Source organism: Hoeflea phototrophica DFL-43 (assembly GCF_000154705.2).
Classification (GTDB): domain Bacteria; phylum Pseudomonadota; class Alphaproteobacteria; order Rhizobiales; family Rhizobiaceae; genus Hoeflea; species Hoeflea phototrophica.
This window is the reverse complement of record NZ_CM002917.1, coordinates 2,387,263-2,400,168: the sequence shown is the minus strand read 5'-3', so window position 1 is coordinate 2,400,168 and position 12,906 is coordinate 2,387,263. Positions and strand designations below refer to the sequence as shown.

17 protein-coding genes are annotated in these 12,906 nt (G+C 59.0%); 8 read left to right on the top strand and 9 right to left on the bottom strand.

Going from position 1 to position 12,906, the window contains the following annotated elements:
- Window positions 1–29: 29 nt before the first annotated feature.
- A complete protein-coding gene (locus HPDFL43_RS11440) occupies window positions 30–275 on the bottom strand; it encodes a zinc-finger domain-containing protein (protein WP_007197501.1) in 246 nt (81 codons plus the stop codon).
- Between the two features lie 183 nt (window positions 276–458).
- Between HPDFL43_RS11440 and HPDFL43_RS11435 the strand changes: the two genes are divergently transcribed.
- Window positions 459–1,265, top strand: a complete 807-nt coding sequence (locus HPDFL43_RS11435; protein WP_007197500.1) for an alpha/beta fold hydrolase — start codon at window positions 459–461, stop codon at window positions 1,263–1,265.
- On the top strand, window positions 1,262–2,152 hold the full coding sequence (locus tag HPDFL43_RS11430; RefSeq protein WP_007197499.1) for an alpha/beta fold hydrolase: 891 nt from the start codon (window positions 1,262–1,264) through the stop codon (window positions 2,150–2,152). The genes HPDFL43_RS11435 and HPDFL43_RS11430 overlap by 4 nt, the downstream gene beginning before the upstream one ends.
- Window positions 2,153–2,166: 14 nt before the next feature.
- Here HPDFL43_RS11430 and HPDFL43_RS11425 read toward each other — a convergent pair whose 3' ends face one another.
- The gene (locus tag HPDFL43_RS11425; protein ID WP_007197498.1) at window positions 2,167–2,973 is read right to left on the bottom strand and encodes an enoyl-CoA hydratase-related protein; all 807 of its coding nucleotides are present in this window, start codon (window positions 2,971–2,973) and stop codon (window positions 2,167–2,169) included.
- A 171-nt stretch (window positions 2,974–3,144) separates the two neighbouring features.
- On the opposite strand from HPDFL43_RS11425, the gene cysE reads away from it, so the two are divergent.
- The gene (cysE, locus tag HPDFL43_RS11420) at window positions 3,145–3,969 is read left to right on the top strand and encodes a serine O-acetyltransferase (protein WP_007197497.1); all 825 of its coding nucleotides are present in this window, start codon (window positions 3,145–3,147) and stop codon (window positions 3,967–3,969) included.
- A gap of 114 nt (window positions 3,970–4,083) precedes the next feature.
- Window positions 4,084–4,293 (top strand): DUF3126 family protein, encoded by a 210-nt coding sequence (locus HPDFL43_RS11415; protein ID WP_007197496.1) that lies wholly within the window; start codon window positions 4,084–4,086, stop codon window positions 4,291–4,293.
- A 24-nt stretch (window positions 4,294–4,317) separates the two neighbouring features.
- Here HPDFL43_RS11415 and HPDFL43_RS11410 read toward each other — a convergent pair whose 3' ends face one another.
- Window positions 4,318–5,052 carry a hypothetical protein gene (locus tag HPDFL43_RS11410; protein ID WP_007197495.1) on the bottom strand — a complete coding sequence of 245 codons (735 nt, stop codon included), beginning with the start codon at window positions 5,050–5,052 and terminating at the stop codon, window positions 4,318–4,320.
- Window positions 5,053–5,170: 118 nt separating this feature from the next.
- Between HPDFL43_RS11410 and HPDFL43_RS11405 the strand changes: the two genes are divergently transcribed.
- On the top strand, window positions 5,171–5,506 hold the full coding sequence (locus HPDFL43_RS11405; RefSeq protein WP_007197494.1) for a DUF6949 family protein: 336 nt from the start codon (window positions 5,171–5,173) through the stop codon (window positions 5,504–5,506).
- A gap of 95 nt (window positions 5,507–5,601) precedes the next feature.
- The gene (locus tag HPDFL43_RS11400) at window positions 5,602–6,129 is read left to right on the top strand and encodes a gamma carbonic anhydrase family protein (protein ID WP_007197493.1); all 528 of its coding nucleotides are present in this window, start codon (window positions 5,602–5,604) and stop codon (window positions 6,127–6,129) included.
- A 166-nt stretch (window positions 6,130–6,295) separates the two neighbouring features.
- On the opposite strand, the gene HPDFL43_RS11395 is transcribed toward HPDFL43_RS11400, so the two are convergent.
- The 3 genes from HPDFL43_RS11395 to HPDFL43_RS11385 form a co-directional block, all read right to left on the bottom strand.
- Window positions 6,296–6,886: a transglutaminase-like cysteine peptidase gene (locus HPDFL43_RS11395; RefSeq protein ID WP_040450113.1), complete on the bottom strand. Its 591-nt coding sequence runs from the start codon at window positions 6,884–6,886 to the stop codon at window positions 6,296–6,298.
- A 395-nt stretch (window positions 6,887–7,281) separates the two neighbouring features.
- A complete protein-coding gene (locus HPDFL43_RS11390) occupies window positions 7,282–7,797 on the bottom strand; it encodes a PilZ domain-containing protein (protein WP_007197491.1) in 516 nt (171 codons plus the stop codon).
- A 184-nt stretch (window positions 7,798–7,981) separates the two neighbouring features.
- Window positions 7,982–8,611, bottom strand: a complete 630-nt coding sequence (locus HPDFL43_RS11385; protein ID WP_007197490.1) for a PAS domain-containing protein — start codon at window positions 8,609–8,611, stop codon at window positions 7,982–7,984.
- 423 nt (window positions 8,612–9,034) lie between these two features.
- Here HPDFL43_RS11385 and HPDFL43_RS11380 point away from each other — a divergent pair, with 423 nt between their 5' ends.
- A complete protein-coding gene (locus tag HPDFL43_RS11380) occupies window positions 9,035–9,730 on the top strand; it encodes a rhomboid family intramembrane serine protease (protein WP_007197489.1) in 696 nt (231 codons plus the stop codon).
- A 204-nt stretch (window positions 9,731–9,934) separates the two neighbouring features.
- Complete coding sequence (locus HPDFL43_RS11375) at window positions 9,935–10,363, top strand: CBS domain-containing protein (RefSeq protein WP_007197488.1); 429 nt, start codon at window positions 9,935–9,937, stop codon at window positions 10,361–10,363.
- A gap of 125 nt (window positions 10,364–10,488) precedes the next feature.
- Here HPDFL43_RS11375 and HPDFL43_RS11370 read toward each other — a convergent pair whose 3' ends face one another.
- The 3 genes from HPDFL43_RS11370 to folE all read right to left on the bottom strand — a co-directional run bounded on the left by HPDFL43_RS11370 (window position 10,489) and on the right by folE (window position 12,766).
- Window positions 10,489–11,466, bottom strand: coding sequence for a patatin-like phospholipase family protein (locus HPDFL43_RS11370; protein ID WP_007197487.1), 978 nt, complete (start codon window positions 11,464–11,466; stop codon window positions 10,489–10,491).
- A gap of 111 nt (window positions 11,467–11,577) precedes the next feature.
- Window positions 11,578–12,027 carry a phosphoribosyl-AMP cyclohydrolase gene (gene hisI / locus HPDFL43_RS11365; protein ID WP_007197486.1) on the bottom strand — a complete coding sequence of 150 codons (450 nt, stop codon included), beginning with the start codon at window positions 12,025–12,027 and terminating at the stop codon, window positions 11,578–11,580.
- A 124-nt stretch (window positions 12,028–12,151) separates the two neighbouring features.
- Window positions 12,152–12,766: a GTP cyclohydrolase I FolE gene (folE, locus tag HPDFL43_RS11360; RefSeq protein ID WP_040450112.1), complete on the bottom strand. Its 615-nt coding sequence runs from the start codon at window positions 12,764–12,766 to the stop codon at window positions 12,152–12,154.
- Between the last annotated feature and the right edge of the window lie 140 nt (window positions 12,767–12,906).

Below are 12,906 nucleotides of genomic sequence, written 5' to 3'. Positions count from 1 at the left end.
CCCGTGGTCCGCGCGGAACCTTCAGGGCCTCAGGCGGCCTCGGTGGTCAGGGTGCAGCCTGCCGGGACAGTTTCGGTTTCAGCCAGTGCCGGATTGAACTTGTAGAGTGTCGAGCAGTAGGGGCAGACCTTCTCGGTTTCCGCGCCCATGTCGAGAAATTCATGCGGATGATCGAAGGGCGGGTTGGCACCTACGCACATGAATTCCTTGACCCCGATCTCAATTGCGGAATGTCCGGCATCGTTCTGAAAATGCGGGATTTTGTGGCCAGCCATGCATCTCTCCGTCGCGGCGTATCAGATTTTCCCGGACCATATACGCTGCGGGGGCAAAAGTGTAGCGGGTATTTGGTCGCGTTTTCCCCGCCGGATGCTGCAAACGCCCCGTGGCAGGCAATCCCGGTTGCGACATATGCAAGACCGGCGGTTTGGGGTAGGGAAAGGCAAAAGGAACACCAGATGAATCTCGATCGCCTGCAAGCAAGCCGTTTCACCTCCGCAGACATGGACATCGCCTGGTATGAGGCGGGATCGCCGGACGGGTTTCCGGTGCTCCTGATTCACGGGTTTGCATCGACCGCTCACGTCAACTGGGTCTTCCCGGGTTGGACAAAGACACTCGATCAGGCCGGATACCGGGTCATCGCGCTTGACAATCGCGGGCATGGCGAATCCGACAAGCCGCATGATCCGGAGGCCTATCATCCCGAAACCATGGCCGCAGATGCCGCCGGACTGCTTGATGAGCTGGGAATCGAGGCAGCCCATGTGATGGGCTATTCGATGGGGGCGAGGATTTCGGCGTTCCTGACGCTCTCGCGGCCGGATCTGGTTCGCTCTGTGGTGTTTGGCGGACTTGGAATGGGCATGGTGGATGGCGTCGGCGATTGGGATCCGATTGCCGATACGCTGCTGGCGTCTTCGCTTGATGACGTCACGGACGAGCGCGGGCGTATGTTCCGCGCCTTCGCCGAGCAGACCAAGAGTGACCGATTCGCGCTGGCCGCCTGTATCAGGACCTCGCGCACCCTGGTGGACCGCGGGCACCTGGCGGCGATGGTCACGCCGGCACTGGTCGGCGTCGGCACACGGGATGACATTGCCGGTTCGGCTCAGGAATTGGCCGAACTGATGCCGCATGGCGAGTGGCTTGATATCCCCAACCGGGACCACATGCTGGCGGTTGGCGACAAGGTTTTCAAGGCGGCCGTGCTTGAGTTCTTTTCGAAAGTTGACGCGGGGGCTGTCTCCGAGGCGCGGCGATGAATGACATGAAAGGGCAAACCGGATTTACCGGGGCTTCGAACAATCGTCTGATCGCCGATGAACATCATCCGCGCGGAACCAGTCACGGCAATCCCGTGGTGCTTTTGCACGGAGGTGGTCAGACCCGGCACGCCTGGGGTGGCGCCGCACGGCGGATCGCCGATGCGGGACATGTGGCCTTTACCGTCGACCAGCGCGGACATGGCGAAAGCGCCTGGGTTGATGATCAGGCCTACGCCTTTGATGACTATGCCGCCGATGCGATCGCCGTGTGCCGCGAGGTGACAGATCGCCATGGCATGCCGCCAGTGCTGGTGGGCGCGTCGCTTGGCGGCATCTCGGGTCTGATGGCCGATCATCTCGGAGGGCCGGATCTGCTTGCCGGTCTGGTCCTTGTCGATATCACACCGCATATCGACCCAGATGGCGTAAGCCGCATCCAGGGCTTCATGGCGGCTGATATGCGCGAGGGTTTTGCCACGCTGGAAGATGCGGCGGCGGCGATTTCCGCCTATCTGCCGCATCGCAAGCAGCCGCGTTCGCTCGATGGCCTCGCAAAGAACCTGCGCCAGGATGAGGATGGGCGCTACCGCTGGCACTGGGACCCGGCCTTTATCGATGGGCCGCGCAACATCAACACCGGTGCAGAGACCCTTCAGCAGCGTTTGGTCGATGCGGCATGCGGGACCACCGTCCCGCTGCTGCTGGTTCGCGGGCAGCAGTCCGAACTTGTGACAGAGGAGGCGGTCGCTGCGTTTCGCGAGATGGCGCCGCATGCCGAATTCGTGGATGTGTCGGGTGCAGGGCACATGGTAGCGGGAGATCGCAACGATGCCTTCAACGATGCCGTTCTCGGGTTCCTGGAGCGGCTTGAAGGCCGCGGCTGAGCTGGCAGGTTTGCTTATTTGCCAATGAAGTGCGGCGCGCGCTTTTCCATGAAAGCTGCTCGGCCTTCCGCGTAATCCTCGCTGTCAAAGGTGGCGTCCGCATGGGTGGCTGCTGTTCTCATGTCCTCTTTCAGAGCATTGGATTGCGTGGCGATGGCAGCCTTGGACGCGCGAACCGACAAGGGGGCAGCGGCTGCGACCGCCTGCGCGAGGGCGATCCCTTGTGCGTCCAGCGAGTCCGGGGAGCACAGGCTCAGCAGACAGCCACTTTCCATTGCCTCGGCGGCTGAGAATTCGCGCGCGGAGAACAGCGCATGCCGGGCGCGTTGATCACCCAGCGCGCGAACCAGATCCTGAACCGCGTCGACCGGGTAGGCGAGCCCGAGGCGGGCGGCCGGAATGGCAAACCGGGCCGTGTCATCGGCGATCCGGATGTCGGCTGCGGCGGCAATGCCAAAACCGCCGCCGAAGCAGATGCCGCGAATCATGGCGATGACCGGAACCGGGCAGGTGCGGATCGCAGCGAAAGCGGCCGAATTGCCTGCCTCGTAAACCCGCGCCGTGGCCGCGTCACGGCGCAGCGTTTCGAACTCGCCAATGTCCGCGCCAGCGGAGAAATCACGGCCTCCGGCGCCCTCAATGGCGACAACCCGTGCCGCTTTTTCCGCAACAAGCCAGTTCAGAGCCCGAGGAATGGCGCGCCACATCTGATCGGTCAGGGCGTTGCGTTTTTCCGGTCTGTTGATGGTGAGATGGCCAATGCCCAATTCAGTCAGAGTGGCGAGGATCGCACCGTCCGCATAGGATTTGTTTACGTCCATTTGACCCGCCCATTTGTTTTTGCTGGTTTTTGGCTTATCTTTCTTTGCACATAGCTTTCAATTGTCTTGATTTGCACGTCAACACAAGACGCACTATCTAGTTCTCAGCGGTCCGGCTCGCTGGGTCGAGCATGGGCACAAGCCGAGAACTTTCAAAGCCCGGAGGCGGCAATGGCAGCGAAATCTGATGCAAGGACGGACGGTTCGCTCAAGGTGATCGATCCGATTTGGGATTCGATTCGCATGGAGGCCGAGCGCTCGATCAACCATGATCCTTTGCTTGCTGCGTTTCTCTATTCGACCGTTCTCAACCAGCCCTCTTTGGAGGAGGCCGTCATTCACCGGGTGTGCGAACGGCTCGACCACCCGGATCTGCAGGCCAATCTTTTGCGGCAGACTTTCCTGGAAATGGTCAGTGACTGGCCGGAATGGGGCCGGGTGCTGCGGGTTGATATCCAGGCCGTTTACGACCGCGATGCGGCCTGTGATCGGTTCATCCAGCCGGTTCTCTACTTCAAGGGGTTTCATGCGATCCAGACCCACAGGCTGGCGCATTGGCTGTGGAACCGTGGCCGGATCGATCTCGCGCTCTATCTGCAAAGCCGCTCGTCGGAAATCTTCCAGACCGATATTCATCCCGCCGCGAAGGTGGGCAAGGGGCTGTTCCTCGATCATGCCACCGGTCTGGTGGTCGGCATGACCGCGACAGTTGGCGAGAATGTCTCGATCATGCAGGGTGTGACGCTTGGCGGTACCGGCAAGGAGTCGGGTGACAGGCATCCCAAGATTGGCGATGGCGTGCTGATCGGGGCTGGTGCCAAGGTTCTCGGCAATATCGAGATTGGCCATTGCAGTCGTGTGGCCTCAGGTTCTGTGGTGCTCAAGGCAGTGCCGCCCAATTCCACCGTTGCCGGGGTTCCAGCACGGGTGGTCGGGACAGCCGGTTGCGAGGAGCCGTCGCGCGCCATGGATCAGATGCTCAACGGCAACGGCTGAGCGCTCCGGGAATTGGCTCCCAGCGATTGTTTTTGAAAATCGGGAGGGCGGGTTTGATTTAGCCTGCCGTCCGTGCCAAAAGCGGCTCGACGTCATCTTGCCAGGAGAGCCATCGTGAAAGCCGCCGAAATCATCAAGCTCGAAGCTTATTTCAAGCGTATTTTCAATGACAATCTGGTGATCAAGGCCCGGCCGGCCAAGGATGATTCCGCGGAAGTGTATCTCGGGGACGAGTTTATCGGGATCGTGTTCCGCGATGATGAGGACGGCGACCTGTCCTACAATTTCTCGATGGCGATCCTCGACGTCGATCTCGACGACTAACCAAAATGTGTTTCTGGCTGCGGTTTAGCGAACCAAAGCAGCCTCAAGCCGGGTGCGGACATCGCGTTCGATCTCGCGCCAGTGTGGCAGGAGATCAATCGAGAACCGGTAGGTCACTGACATATCCGCTCCCAGAGAAATGTCGCGCTGGCAGCCCGTCCTTGTGGTGAATTCTTCGGCGCTATCAGCGCTTTCGACGAGACAGCGAACCGCATAGGGCTGACCGACGGCGTTGCGCTCCACATACATCAGCTCATTGGCGTAACCGGCTCCCGGTTTCAGTCGGACGGAGTTCAACCCGTTCGGGCCGGCAACTGCCGATCCCTCGGTCAGCCGTCCATAGATCGGGCCAACACGGCCGGACATGTCGCGGGACATGGTTGATTGGGTGATGCGCGCGAAAATCAGTCCGTCTGCTGACCGGGTCTGGTTGAAGATATCGCGGTTATTCTGCGTGTAGCCGCTCATGCCCGGCCAGGCGAAATAGGTGTCGACCGCGCCCTGGACCCCGGAGACACGCTGGCTTTCGAAGCGGATCACATTGGCGGGAAGCAAGAGCACATCATTGCCGATGACGATTTCGTGCAAGGAGTCGTCTGTTGTGTTGCCTGCCAGTGCGATGGTTCCGCCAATCATCCGCCCCGTCATGGCGATTGCCAGCGTGATCAGGCAAAGCACGGCAACGACTGCTGTCAACTTCCAGACGAATCCGGGAGACAACAGTGGCGCATGCTGAAGTGTTTCATGGGAATCGGACATGGGCAACCTGATTGCTAGCCTGTTTGAAGGCATGTGCCATAATGGAACATATTGCTGCGGCATGGACCTTGCTTGGCATCCTGACATCATCCAATTGTGCGCGGGATATGGTTAACCAATGATTTACTCCTTCGATATTCTGTTTTCGGTTTTCATAGCTTCTACCGGGTTTGCGACCTCCTGGATTGCGTTGGAGCTAGTCCGGTCTCTGGGATGGCGGGATGTCCAGGCGCCGGGTGATGAGGAGGGTGTGTTGCGGCGGGGCGCTGCCCTGGCGTTGACGGCTGTGATTGGGCCACGGCTCTTGCTGGCGAATGGCTATGAGCGCTGGCGCCATGGAACCGTTTCGCTACCACTCTACGCAGTGATCGCCCTGATCGCCGTGGGCTGGTCGATGTGTTCGGGCGTCCTGGTGCTGCAGGCGGCATTTGCGAGCGGGTATTTTCTGGCCTAAAAAATCAATCTGCTTGACCGCCAGTTCTCTTGCCGGTCCCGTCTTTGCTACGTCCCGAGTCCCGGGCGTTGCATATGCCAATGAGGAGATACGGCATGGCAATTTACAGTCTTGATGGCGTGCAACCCAAATTGCCCGAGGGGTTTTGCTTCGTGGCCGAGAGTGCACAGGTCATTGGCCATGTGATCCTGGGCGAGGGGGCCGGTATCTGGTTTGGGGCTGTTCTTCGCGGCGACAACGAGCCAATAGATGTCGGGGCGGGCTCCAATATTCAGGAGAACTGTGTGCTGCACACCGATATGGGCTTTCCGCTGGTGATCGGAAGAGGCTGCACGATTGGCCATGCTGCGATCCTGCATGGCTGCACGATCGGGGACAACAGCCTTGTGGGAATGGGCGCCACGGTTCTCAATGGCGCGAAGATCGGCAGGAATTGCCTGATCGGCGCGGGCGCGCTGGTCACCGAAGGCAAGGAGATCCCCGACAATTCGCTGGTGGTCGGCTCGCCGGCCAAGGTGATCCGGCAGCTTGGCGACGATGCAGTCACCATGCTTGAGTGGTCTGCGAAGCATTATGTGGAGAACGCCAAACGCTTTGCCAACGGTCTCAAGCGGATCGATTAAAAAAATAGCCGACCCCAGGGGACATTGGGATCGGCTAAAGGCCAGGTCGTTGCGGGGAAGCATGGGGACTCGACCTAGGCCCTTCCCGGTGCCGGACGCCAAGGCGGCCGGCAGGTCTGTGACAGTTCGGACGGCCCCGCGCCGTTGGTCCGAACCGGTTGTTTCGTCAGAACTTCACAGCGCCAACATTTGTGGTGGCTCCTGGACCAAGCTTGGTCCAGCGCGCTGCATGTTCAGGCGATTGGCGTTTGACAAATGTGTAGCCGGTTTCCGACCACAGGCGGACGTCGCCGCGCATGTTGTCGAGAATGTAGTCGCCATAATTGGTTCTTACCGTGAGCACCGCATGGCCATCACCATTTGGCTGAAGCACGACGGTGATCAGCAGGTCCGAAGGCGAGAAACCTTGCTGGATGAGCATGTGGCGCTTGAGCAGCACGTAGTCTTCGCAATCACCAACGGTGCGTGGATAGGACCACAGCTCTTCGACGCCATGAATGTTGATGTCGGTATCAGGCTGGATCGCCTGATTGACCCGGGTGTTTACCTCAAGGATCTGTGCCCAAGTCTGGCGTGTCAGTGCCATCGGTCCGCTGTCGCGGCCAAGCGACGTGCATTCGCCGGGATAGCTCTTGCAGAATTCGTAGTGGCCGATAGGCGGGTTAGTGTTCCCGGCAGGAACGAGATTGGCAGGCGCTGCCATCGCGGCGGTTGAGACTGTCAATGCCAGGCCGCAAGCGGTGGCGAAATTCCCCATTTTCTTGATGTAGTGTTTCATTGCTTTGTTTCCCCGTTATGGGCAAACAATGCCATTCATGCCTTGAAATCAGCCGAATTTAATCAGTAAAAACAAGTATTAAGTTATGTCTTGTTGTATTAAACATTGAATAGAATAAGTATAAAAATTGTATCGAAGGCAAGCGTGCTGGGTAGGGATTTGGATACCATGGTTTTGCGCTGCACATGGAGGCCATTGCAGGCCGGTGTTGGTCTTGCGAGATTTTGAGCTTGCGTTTCGGTTGCGTGGTCCGGGTAAAGCCTGGTGGCCAGGCAGGAGTGACCGGCGGCGCGCAGATCCGTAAGCCTCCGCCGCTCAGCACAAAAAAGCCGGCTGTTACAGCCGGCCTACCATTTCAAGTCCATTGGATTGTGTCAGGAGAGTTGTATGATCGCGTCTTCGGGTTGGACTGTTGTGAATTCCATAGCAATTCCTTCCTGGAAATGGCGGACAACGCGGCCGCGCATATTGCCCAGGATGACCATTGTGCCAAAGGCCGGTCGGACGTCGATCTCAATCGCTGCACCTGAAACCGACAGGTCGATAATGCGGCAAGGATAGCGGCGGCCATCCTCAAGCTGGATTTCGGAAGACGGATTGCTTGGGGCCACACGTTCGTGGTTGCGGTCTTCAGGCAGACCGAGTTCATGCTTGTTGGCAAGCCAGGTCAGCTGAGCCGACAGTTTGTCCCGCTTGCGGTCTGTGGCGTTGAGCGACATCGTAAATGTGCGCATGCCGGCTTCTGTGACAGCGCCTTCGATCCGCCCGAGATAGTCGAGATACGCAACGATGCGCTCGCCAACTGCGGGTTGGGCATTGGATGAGATGACCGCATCGAAAGGAGACATGGTGTCCACAACACAATCATGCTCGGAATGATCGGCGCGCATGAATCTGCCGTGGACGGAAATCGTGACACGATTAAACTGCCGCTCGGCGACGTTGGATGTTCCGTCCTGGTGCTGTGCAGTTGAAGCGATCAACGTGGGGCCCTGTCGATTCGATATTCACAATTGCCCTGATGTTACCTCGCCCATTGTTAACATAGCGTAATCATTTCTATTCGAATTGGACTTAGTCCAGACGGCCGCCGTCGAGAACGGTGAGATGGCCAATCTTCCTCGTTGTCCCGGTGACTGGAGTGTGCGGGAAGTCGCGACTCTTGCGGGAAAGGTCGATCTCAGGCCGATTGCCAAGAAACACCGGTTCGCGCGATTGGTCGAGGAAGCGTATGCCTGTTGTCGAGAGCCCGGCAATCGGATCATGACCGATCCAGTATGGCGGGTCGAACACCGAAATAAGGCCAATCAACCGGTCATGTTCGCCGGTTGGGCCGAAAACCGGCAGCATGAGCATTTCTGCATGGAGCACACGGCCGCTCTGGCTCAAAGCGTCCAGTGACAGAACAGCGGGCGTTGCGCCGGATGCAACCGCGGTCCCGGTGCGGTTGGCATTGCGGATTCCGCTGTCGAGCCATAATTCGCCAAATTGACAGCCTTTGAGTTCACGGCCATACAAATTGCACAGTCCGGTTCCGGCGAGGCGGAAGCTCAGTTGGTTCGTGTCGCTCAACTCGCAGATGAAAACACTTGGAAGCAGCGTGCGAATGTCACCGGGCTCGATGTCGGAGCGGCTCGGGGCCGGGCGACCAGCACATTTTGATGTCCAGTATTGATAAAGTTCGAGGCTGTGTTTGTGTCTCATCCTGTTTCCGCCTTGGGGTTTGCCACGGATTCAAATCGCTCAGGCTCGCCATATGTGCCGTTTTGGCACGGTTGGAAGCCACAAATGACCATTGCTGTTTACCTTGCGAAAACCATGCCACCGCCGCCCCGTTAAGGTTAACAAGGTGTTTCGATTGCAGCAGTGCGGTGGGCCGTGGCAAAACCGTTTCATAACTTCACGAAGGGAACGTCCTTCAGCACATCTTTGGACGAGGGGACTCGACCGGCCGTTCGCACATTGCGGACGGCTTTTTTTTGTCCGTTCGACGGTTGCCTGGGTCGGATGCGCGGCCTATTCATCACACTGGCCCTTTGCATTGCGCCAGTTGGATGTCGGGACCAATGAGATTGCCAAACGCACATCAGGCACCACAAGGTAACAGCCGGGGTTTTTGAGACCACCATGCAAGAACAATCGCCACCGCGAAACCCGCCGATTTTCAATATCCCCAACGTCGTTCTGGCGATGCTGTTGATCATGGTTGCAATTCAGGTGACGCTGGATGCCGCATTGCCGCCGGATACCGTCAATGCATTGTTCATCGAGACTGCGTTCATTCCGCAGCGCTATGCCTTTGACGCAGCCGGGCAGGGCGGCGCCTATTACTGGTCGCCGATCACCTATTCGCTTCTGCACGGAGGATATGCGCATCTGGCGCTCAACGGGTTCTGGCTCGCAGCCTTCGGCACCGTTGTTGCCCGGCGGATCGGCTGGGTCCGCTTTGTCGCGTTCTGGATCTTGTCCTCAATCGCAGCTGCGGCATTGTTTCTGGCGTTTCACTGGGGTGACCGGAGCGTGATGGTCGGCGCATCGGGCGTCGTTTCAGCGCTGATGGGCGCGGCTTCACGCTTTGCCTTCTCCAGCGGTGGTTTTCAACGCGAATATGCCCATCTCAACCCGCGCATGAGCATCGCCCAATCGCTGTCGAACCGGACTGTTGTCGTGTTCCTGGCGGTCTGGTTCGGCATCAACATGCTTGCCGCATTCGGCTTTTCGTTCGATGCAGGGGAATCGGCGATTGCCTGGGAAGCCCATGTTGGCGGTTTTCTGTTCGGCTTCTTCATGTTCGCGCTGTTTGATCCGCTCAATCCACGGTGATTGCGCAAGACGGCTTCAGTTGAGGTCAAAGGCCCGTAAGTCTGCCGTCTTGCCCGCGCGCGGTGTCTCAAGCCGGTCCACCGTGGCAACCTGTTGTGGGCAATTGCGCACAGGGTTGCAAACCGAGGGCTTCAAGCGCACCATATGAGCAGTGCTACGGTATCGCGCGTTGAGGAGCGTGCGATCTTGCGGAAGGAGGACTGCATGACTGTAAAGCATATTCTGGATGAGAAGGGGCGTGAGGTGGTGACGGTCAGCCCGTCGATGGGAACCGCTGATGCCGTGCGTTTTCTCGCAGACAATAAGATTGGCGCGGTGGTTGTAACCGGGGCGGGCGGCAAGATTGCCGGAATCCTGTCCGAACGTGACATCGTGCGCGCGATCGCCTCCCGGGGCGCGGATGCGCTGTCCGCCCCGATCTATGACATCATGACGTCTAAGGTGACCACTTGCGGGGAAAGCCACACGGTCAACCAGGTCATGGAGCTGATGACCAAAGGCCGCTTTCGGCATCTGCCGGTCGAGGCAGACGGAAAGTTGATCGGCATCATTTCGATTGGCGATGTCGTCCGGCGCAGGATCGAGGATGTCGAGCGCGAGGCCGAGGAAATCAAAGCTTATATCGCGAGTTGAGCAATCAGCCCGATTGAAGCAGTGCACACAGGGCCTCCGGACCTCAAGCGGAATGTTGCACCGCTCTCAAAGCAGCCTGCCTGATTGGTATGTTGGACAACCGTGCCGCTTGTTTGCCGGTGTGTTCAGGCCATCCTCAGTGCAGCCTGCATCCGGGTGATTTCACCGAGTTTGGCCGAGGCTTCCTGATAGCCGCGGTCAATGGCTTCACTTGCGCGGTGAAACTCCGATAGACCGATGTCTGACAGCTTGGGGTGCAGCGACATGTCCGGCGGGTCACCGGCGAGCCGGGCACGGGAAATGCGGTCCTGAATGATGTTGAAGGCCTGCACCATCACCGAGGTCATGCCAATGCGGTCCCGGCGAGCCGGTTTGCGCATGGCTTCACCTTGCTGTTCCGGGACGGGTTCGCTGGCGGTGTGCTTGATCACGGCGGAACGGCCATACAGATCATAGTGCAGATTGACCGCCACAACGAGCGGCTGCTCATGGGCACGGCAGACCGATACCGGCACAGGATTGACCAGCGCTCCATCAAGCAGCAAGCGGTTGCCGCATTGGACAGGTTCGAAAATTCCCGGCAACGCATAAGACGCGCGAATGCCGGTGATCAGCGAACCGGAGCTGATCCAGACCTCATGACCAGTGTTGAGTTCGGCCGCGACGGCGACGAAGGGGCGCTCGAGATCCTCAATGTTGACGCCAACGAGATGCTCCTGCATCCGGTTGTTGAGGCGCATGCCGCCAAACAGGCCGCCGCCGCCAATGGCAAAATCCAGAAGACCGGCAATGCGGCGCATGGTCAGGCTGCGGGCGAAAGCTTCGAGTTCGTCAAGCCGGCCGGCGAGATAACAGCCCCCGACAAGCGCGCCGATGGAGGTGCCTGCAATCATCGAGACTTCGACACCAGCCTCGTCCAGCGCACGCAACACGCCGATATGGGCCCAGCCGCGCGCAGCTCCGCCGCCGAGCGCCAGGGCTATGCGAGGTTTTTGTGGAACGTCGTGATGCATGGGTCTCACTGGCGGTGCGGGCGTACCGGTCGTCTTGGCCTGGTGTGCCACCTGCGGCTCACCTGTATGGTTCGAATTCCAGTTCAGCATGCGAAGTCCTTCCCCGCTGAACACTCCCCCAAAGAGCGTGATCAATCACACCATCAATCGGTTTCAATTTGGTGAAGGCGCGGGAAATTGACCCAAAACGGAACAGAATTGTCACTTTTTTCCGTAGACCGTGCCCGGGTCAAACAGCGGCTCGGCCATGGTGAGCAGGCCGGGTTTGCCGTTTTGCAGATCCACTTTCCGGTAAAAACACGAACGCCGGCCGGTGTGGCAGGTGGCGTCTTTGCCTGCGACGCGGACCTTGAGCAGGACGGCATCCTGGTCGCAGTCGACGCGAATGTCCTCGACCATTTGCAGGTTGCCCGAGGTCTCGCCCTTTTTCCAGAGGCTGTTGCGCGAGCGGCTCCAATAGTGGGCAATGCCGGTTTCGATCGTCAGCTGCAGCGCCTGTGCATTCATATAGGCGAGCATCAGGATCTCGTTGTCGGTCGCATCTGCCACCACGGCCGTGACCAGGCCGGCGCTGTCGAAACGCGGCGAGAGCACCGTGCCCTCTTCGAGCACGGCCTTGTCGGAGGATGGAGCTTCAAAAAACGTCGTCATTTCAACCTCTGGCAACCTGTCCTTCCGTCAAAAGCGACGGCAAGACAGGCTTTAGCACCAGTTTCAGGAAACAGACAGTAGGCAAGGGCGGTTCAATGCCGAAGCCAAGCCGGCTTCCGCCCGGTCAGTCCCGGCCGCGGACCAGGGTCATGAAGCGGACCTGTTCATGCGGCTCGGTCTTGAAGGCGCCGGTGAATGTGGTGGTGATCGTGGTCGAGCCCTGCTTCTTGATGCCGCGCATCGCCATGCACATGTGCTCGGCTTCGATCATCACGGCAACGCCACGCGGATGCAGCGTGTCGTCGATGGAATGCGCCACCTGTGCCGTCATGGTTTCCTGGGTCTGAAGCCGGCGGCCGAAAATCTCGACGACGCGGGCAATCTTGGAAAGGCCAAGAACCTTGCCGTCAGGCAGATAGGCAACATGGGCCTTGCCGATAATCGGCACCATGTGGTGTTCGCAGTGCGAAAAGAAGGGAATATCCTTGACGAGCACGATGTCGTCATAGCCCGCAACTTCCTCGAAGGTGCGGCCGAGTTCCTCTTCCGCGTCCTGTTCATAGCCCGCAAAGAGCTCTTTGTAGGCCTTGGCCACGCGCTTGGGCGTGTCGATCAGGCCTTCCCTGGTCACATCATCGCCAGCCCAACGCAACAATGTGCGAACGGCTTCTTCGGCTTCGGCTTGGGTTGGACGGGCTTCACCGTCCTTGCCAGGAAAAGTTTTGACAATCGCATCCATGCTTTTGGTCTCCGTCAGGATTTTCATCCCTCTACGTTGCTCGCATTCTATCGGACCACGCGCACAGACGGTTTCGCGGTTGTTTCCGCATAATCGCTTCTGGCGGGCTCCGGGGCTTTCGGGCTTGTTCACCCTCCGGC

Bases quoted from the DNA above. Each gene is read 5' to 3' on its own strand.
- HPDFL43_RS11440 (WP_007197501.1), bottom strand. From the start codon at position 275: ATGGCTGGCCACAAAATCCCGCATTTTCAGAACGATGCCGGACATTCC.
- HPDFL43_RS11390 (WP_007197491.1), bottom strand. From the start codon at position 7,797: ATGCGCGCCGATCATTCCGAGCATGATTGTGTTGTGGACACCATGTCT.
- hisI (WP_007197486.1), bottom strand. From the start codon at position 12,027: ATGACGACGTTTTTTGAAGCTCCATCCTCCGACAAGGCCGTGCTCGAA.
- cysE (WP_007197497.1), top strand. From the start codon at position 3,145: ATGGCAGCGAAATCTGATGCAAGGACGGACGGTTCGCTCAAGGTGATC.
- HPDFL43_RS11400 (WP_007197493.1), top strand. From the start codon at position 5,602: ATGGCAATTTACAGTCTTGATGGCGTGCAACCCAAATTGCCCGAGGGG.
- HPDFL43_RS11435 (WP_007197500.1), top strand. From the start codon at position 459: ATGAATCTCGATCGCCTGCAAGCAAGCCGTTTCACCTCCGCAGACATG.
- HPDFL43_RS11370 (WP_007197487.1), bottom strand. From the start codon at position 11,466: ATGCTGAACTGGAATTCGAACCATACAGGTGAGCCGCAGGTGGCACAC.
- HPDFL43_RS11380 (WP_007197489.1), top strand. From the start codon at position 9,035: ATGCAAGAACAATCGCCACCGCGAAACCCGCCGATTTTCAATATCCCC.
- folE (WP_040450112.1), bottom strand. From the start codon at position 12,766: ATGGATGCGATTGTCAAAACTTTTCCTGGCAAGGACGGTGAAGCCCGT.
- HPDFL43_RS11425 (WP_007197498.1), bottom strand. From the start codon at position 2,973: ATGGACGTAAACAAATCCTATGCGGACGGTGCGATCCTCGCCACTCTG.
- HPDFL43_RS11430 (WP_007197499.1), top strand. From the start codon at position 1,262: ATGAATGACATGAAAGGGCAAACCGGATTTACCGGGGCTTCGAACAAT.
- HPDFL43_RS11410 (WP_007197495.1), bottom strand. From the start codon at position 5,052: ATGTCCGATTCCCATGAAACACTTCAGCATGCGCCACTGTTGTCTCCC.
- HPDFL43_RS11385 (WP_007197490.1), bottom strand. From the start codon at position 8,611: ATGAGACACAAACACAGCCTCGAACTTTATCAATACTGGACATCAAAA.
- HPDFL43_RS11405 (WP_007197494.1), top strand. From the start codon at position 5,171: ATGATTTACTCCTTCGATATTCTGTTTTCGGTTTTCATAGCTTCTACC.
- HPDFL43_RS11375 (WP_007197488.1), top strand. From the start codon at position 9,935: ATGACTGTAAAGCATATTCTGGATGAGAAGGGGCGTGAGGTGGTGACG.
- HPDFL43_RS11395 (WP_040450113.1), bottom strand. From the start codon at position 6,886: ATGGGGAATTTCGCCACCGCTTGCGGCCTGGCATTGACAGTCTCAACC.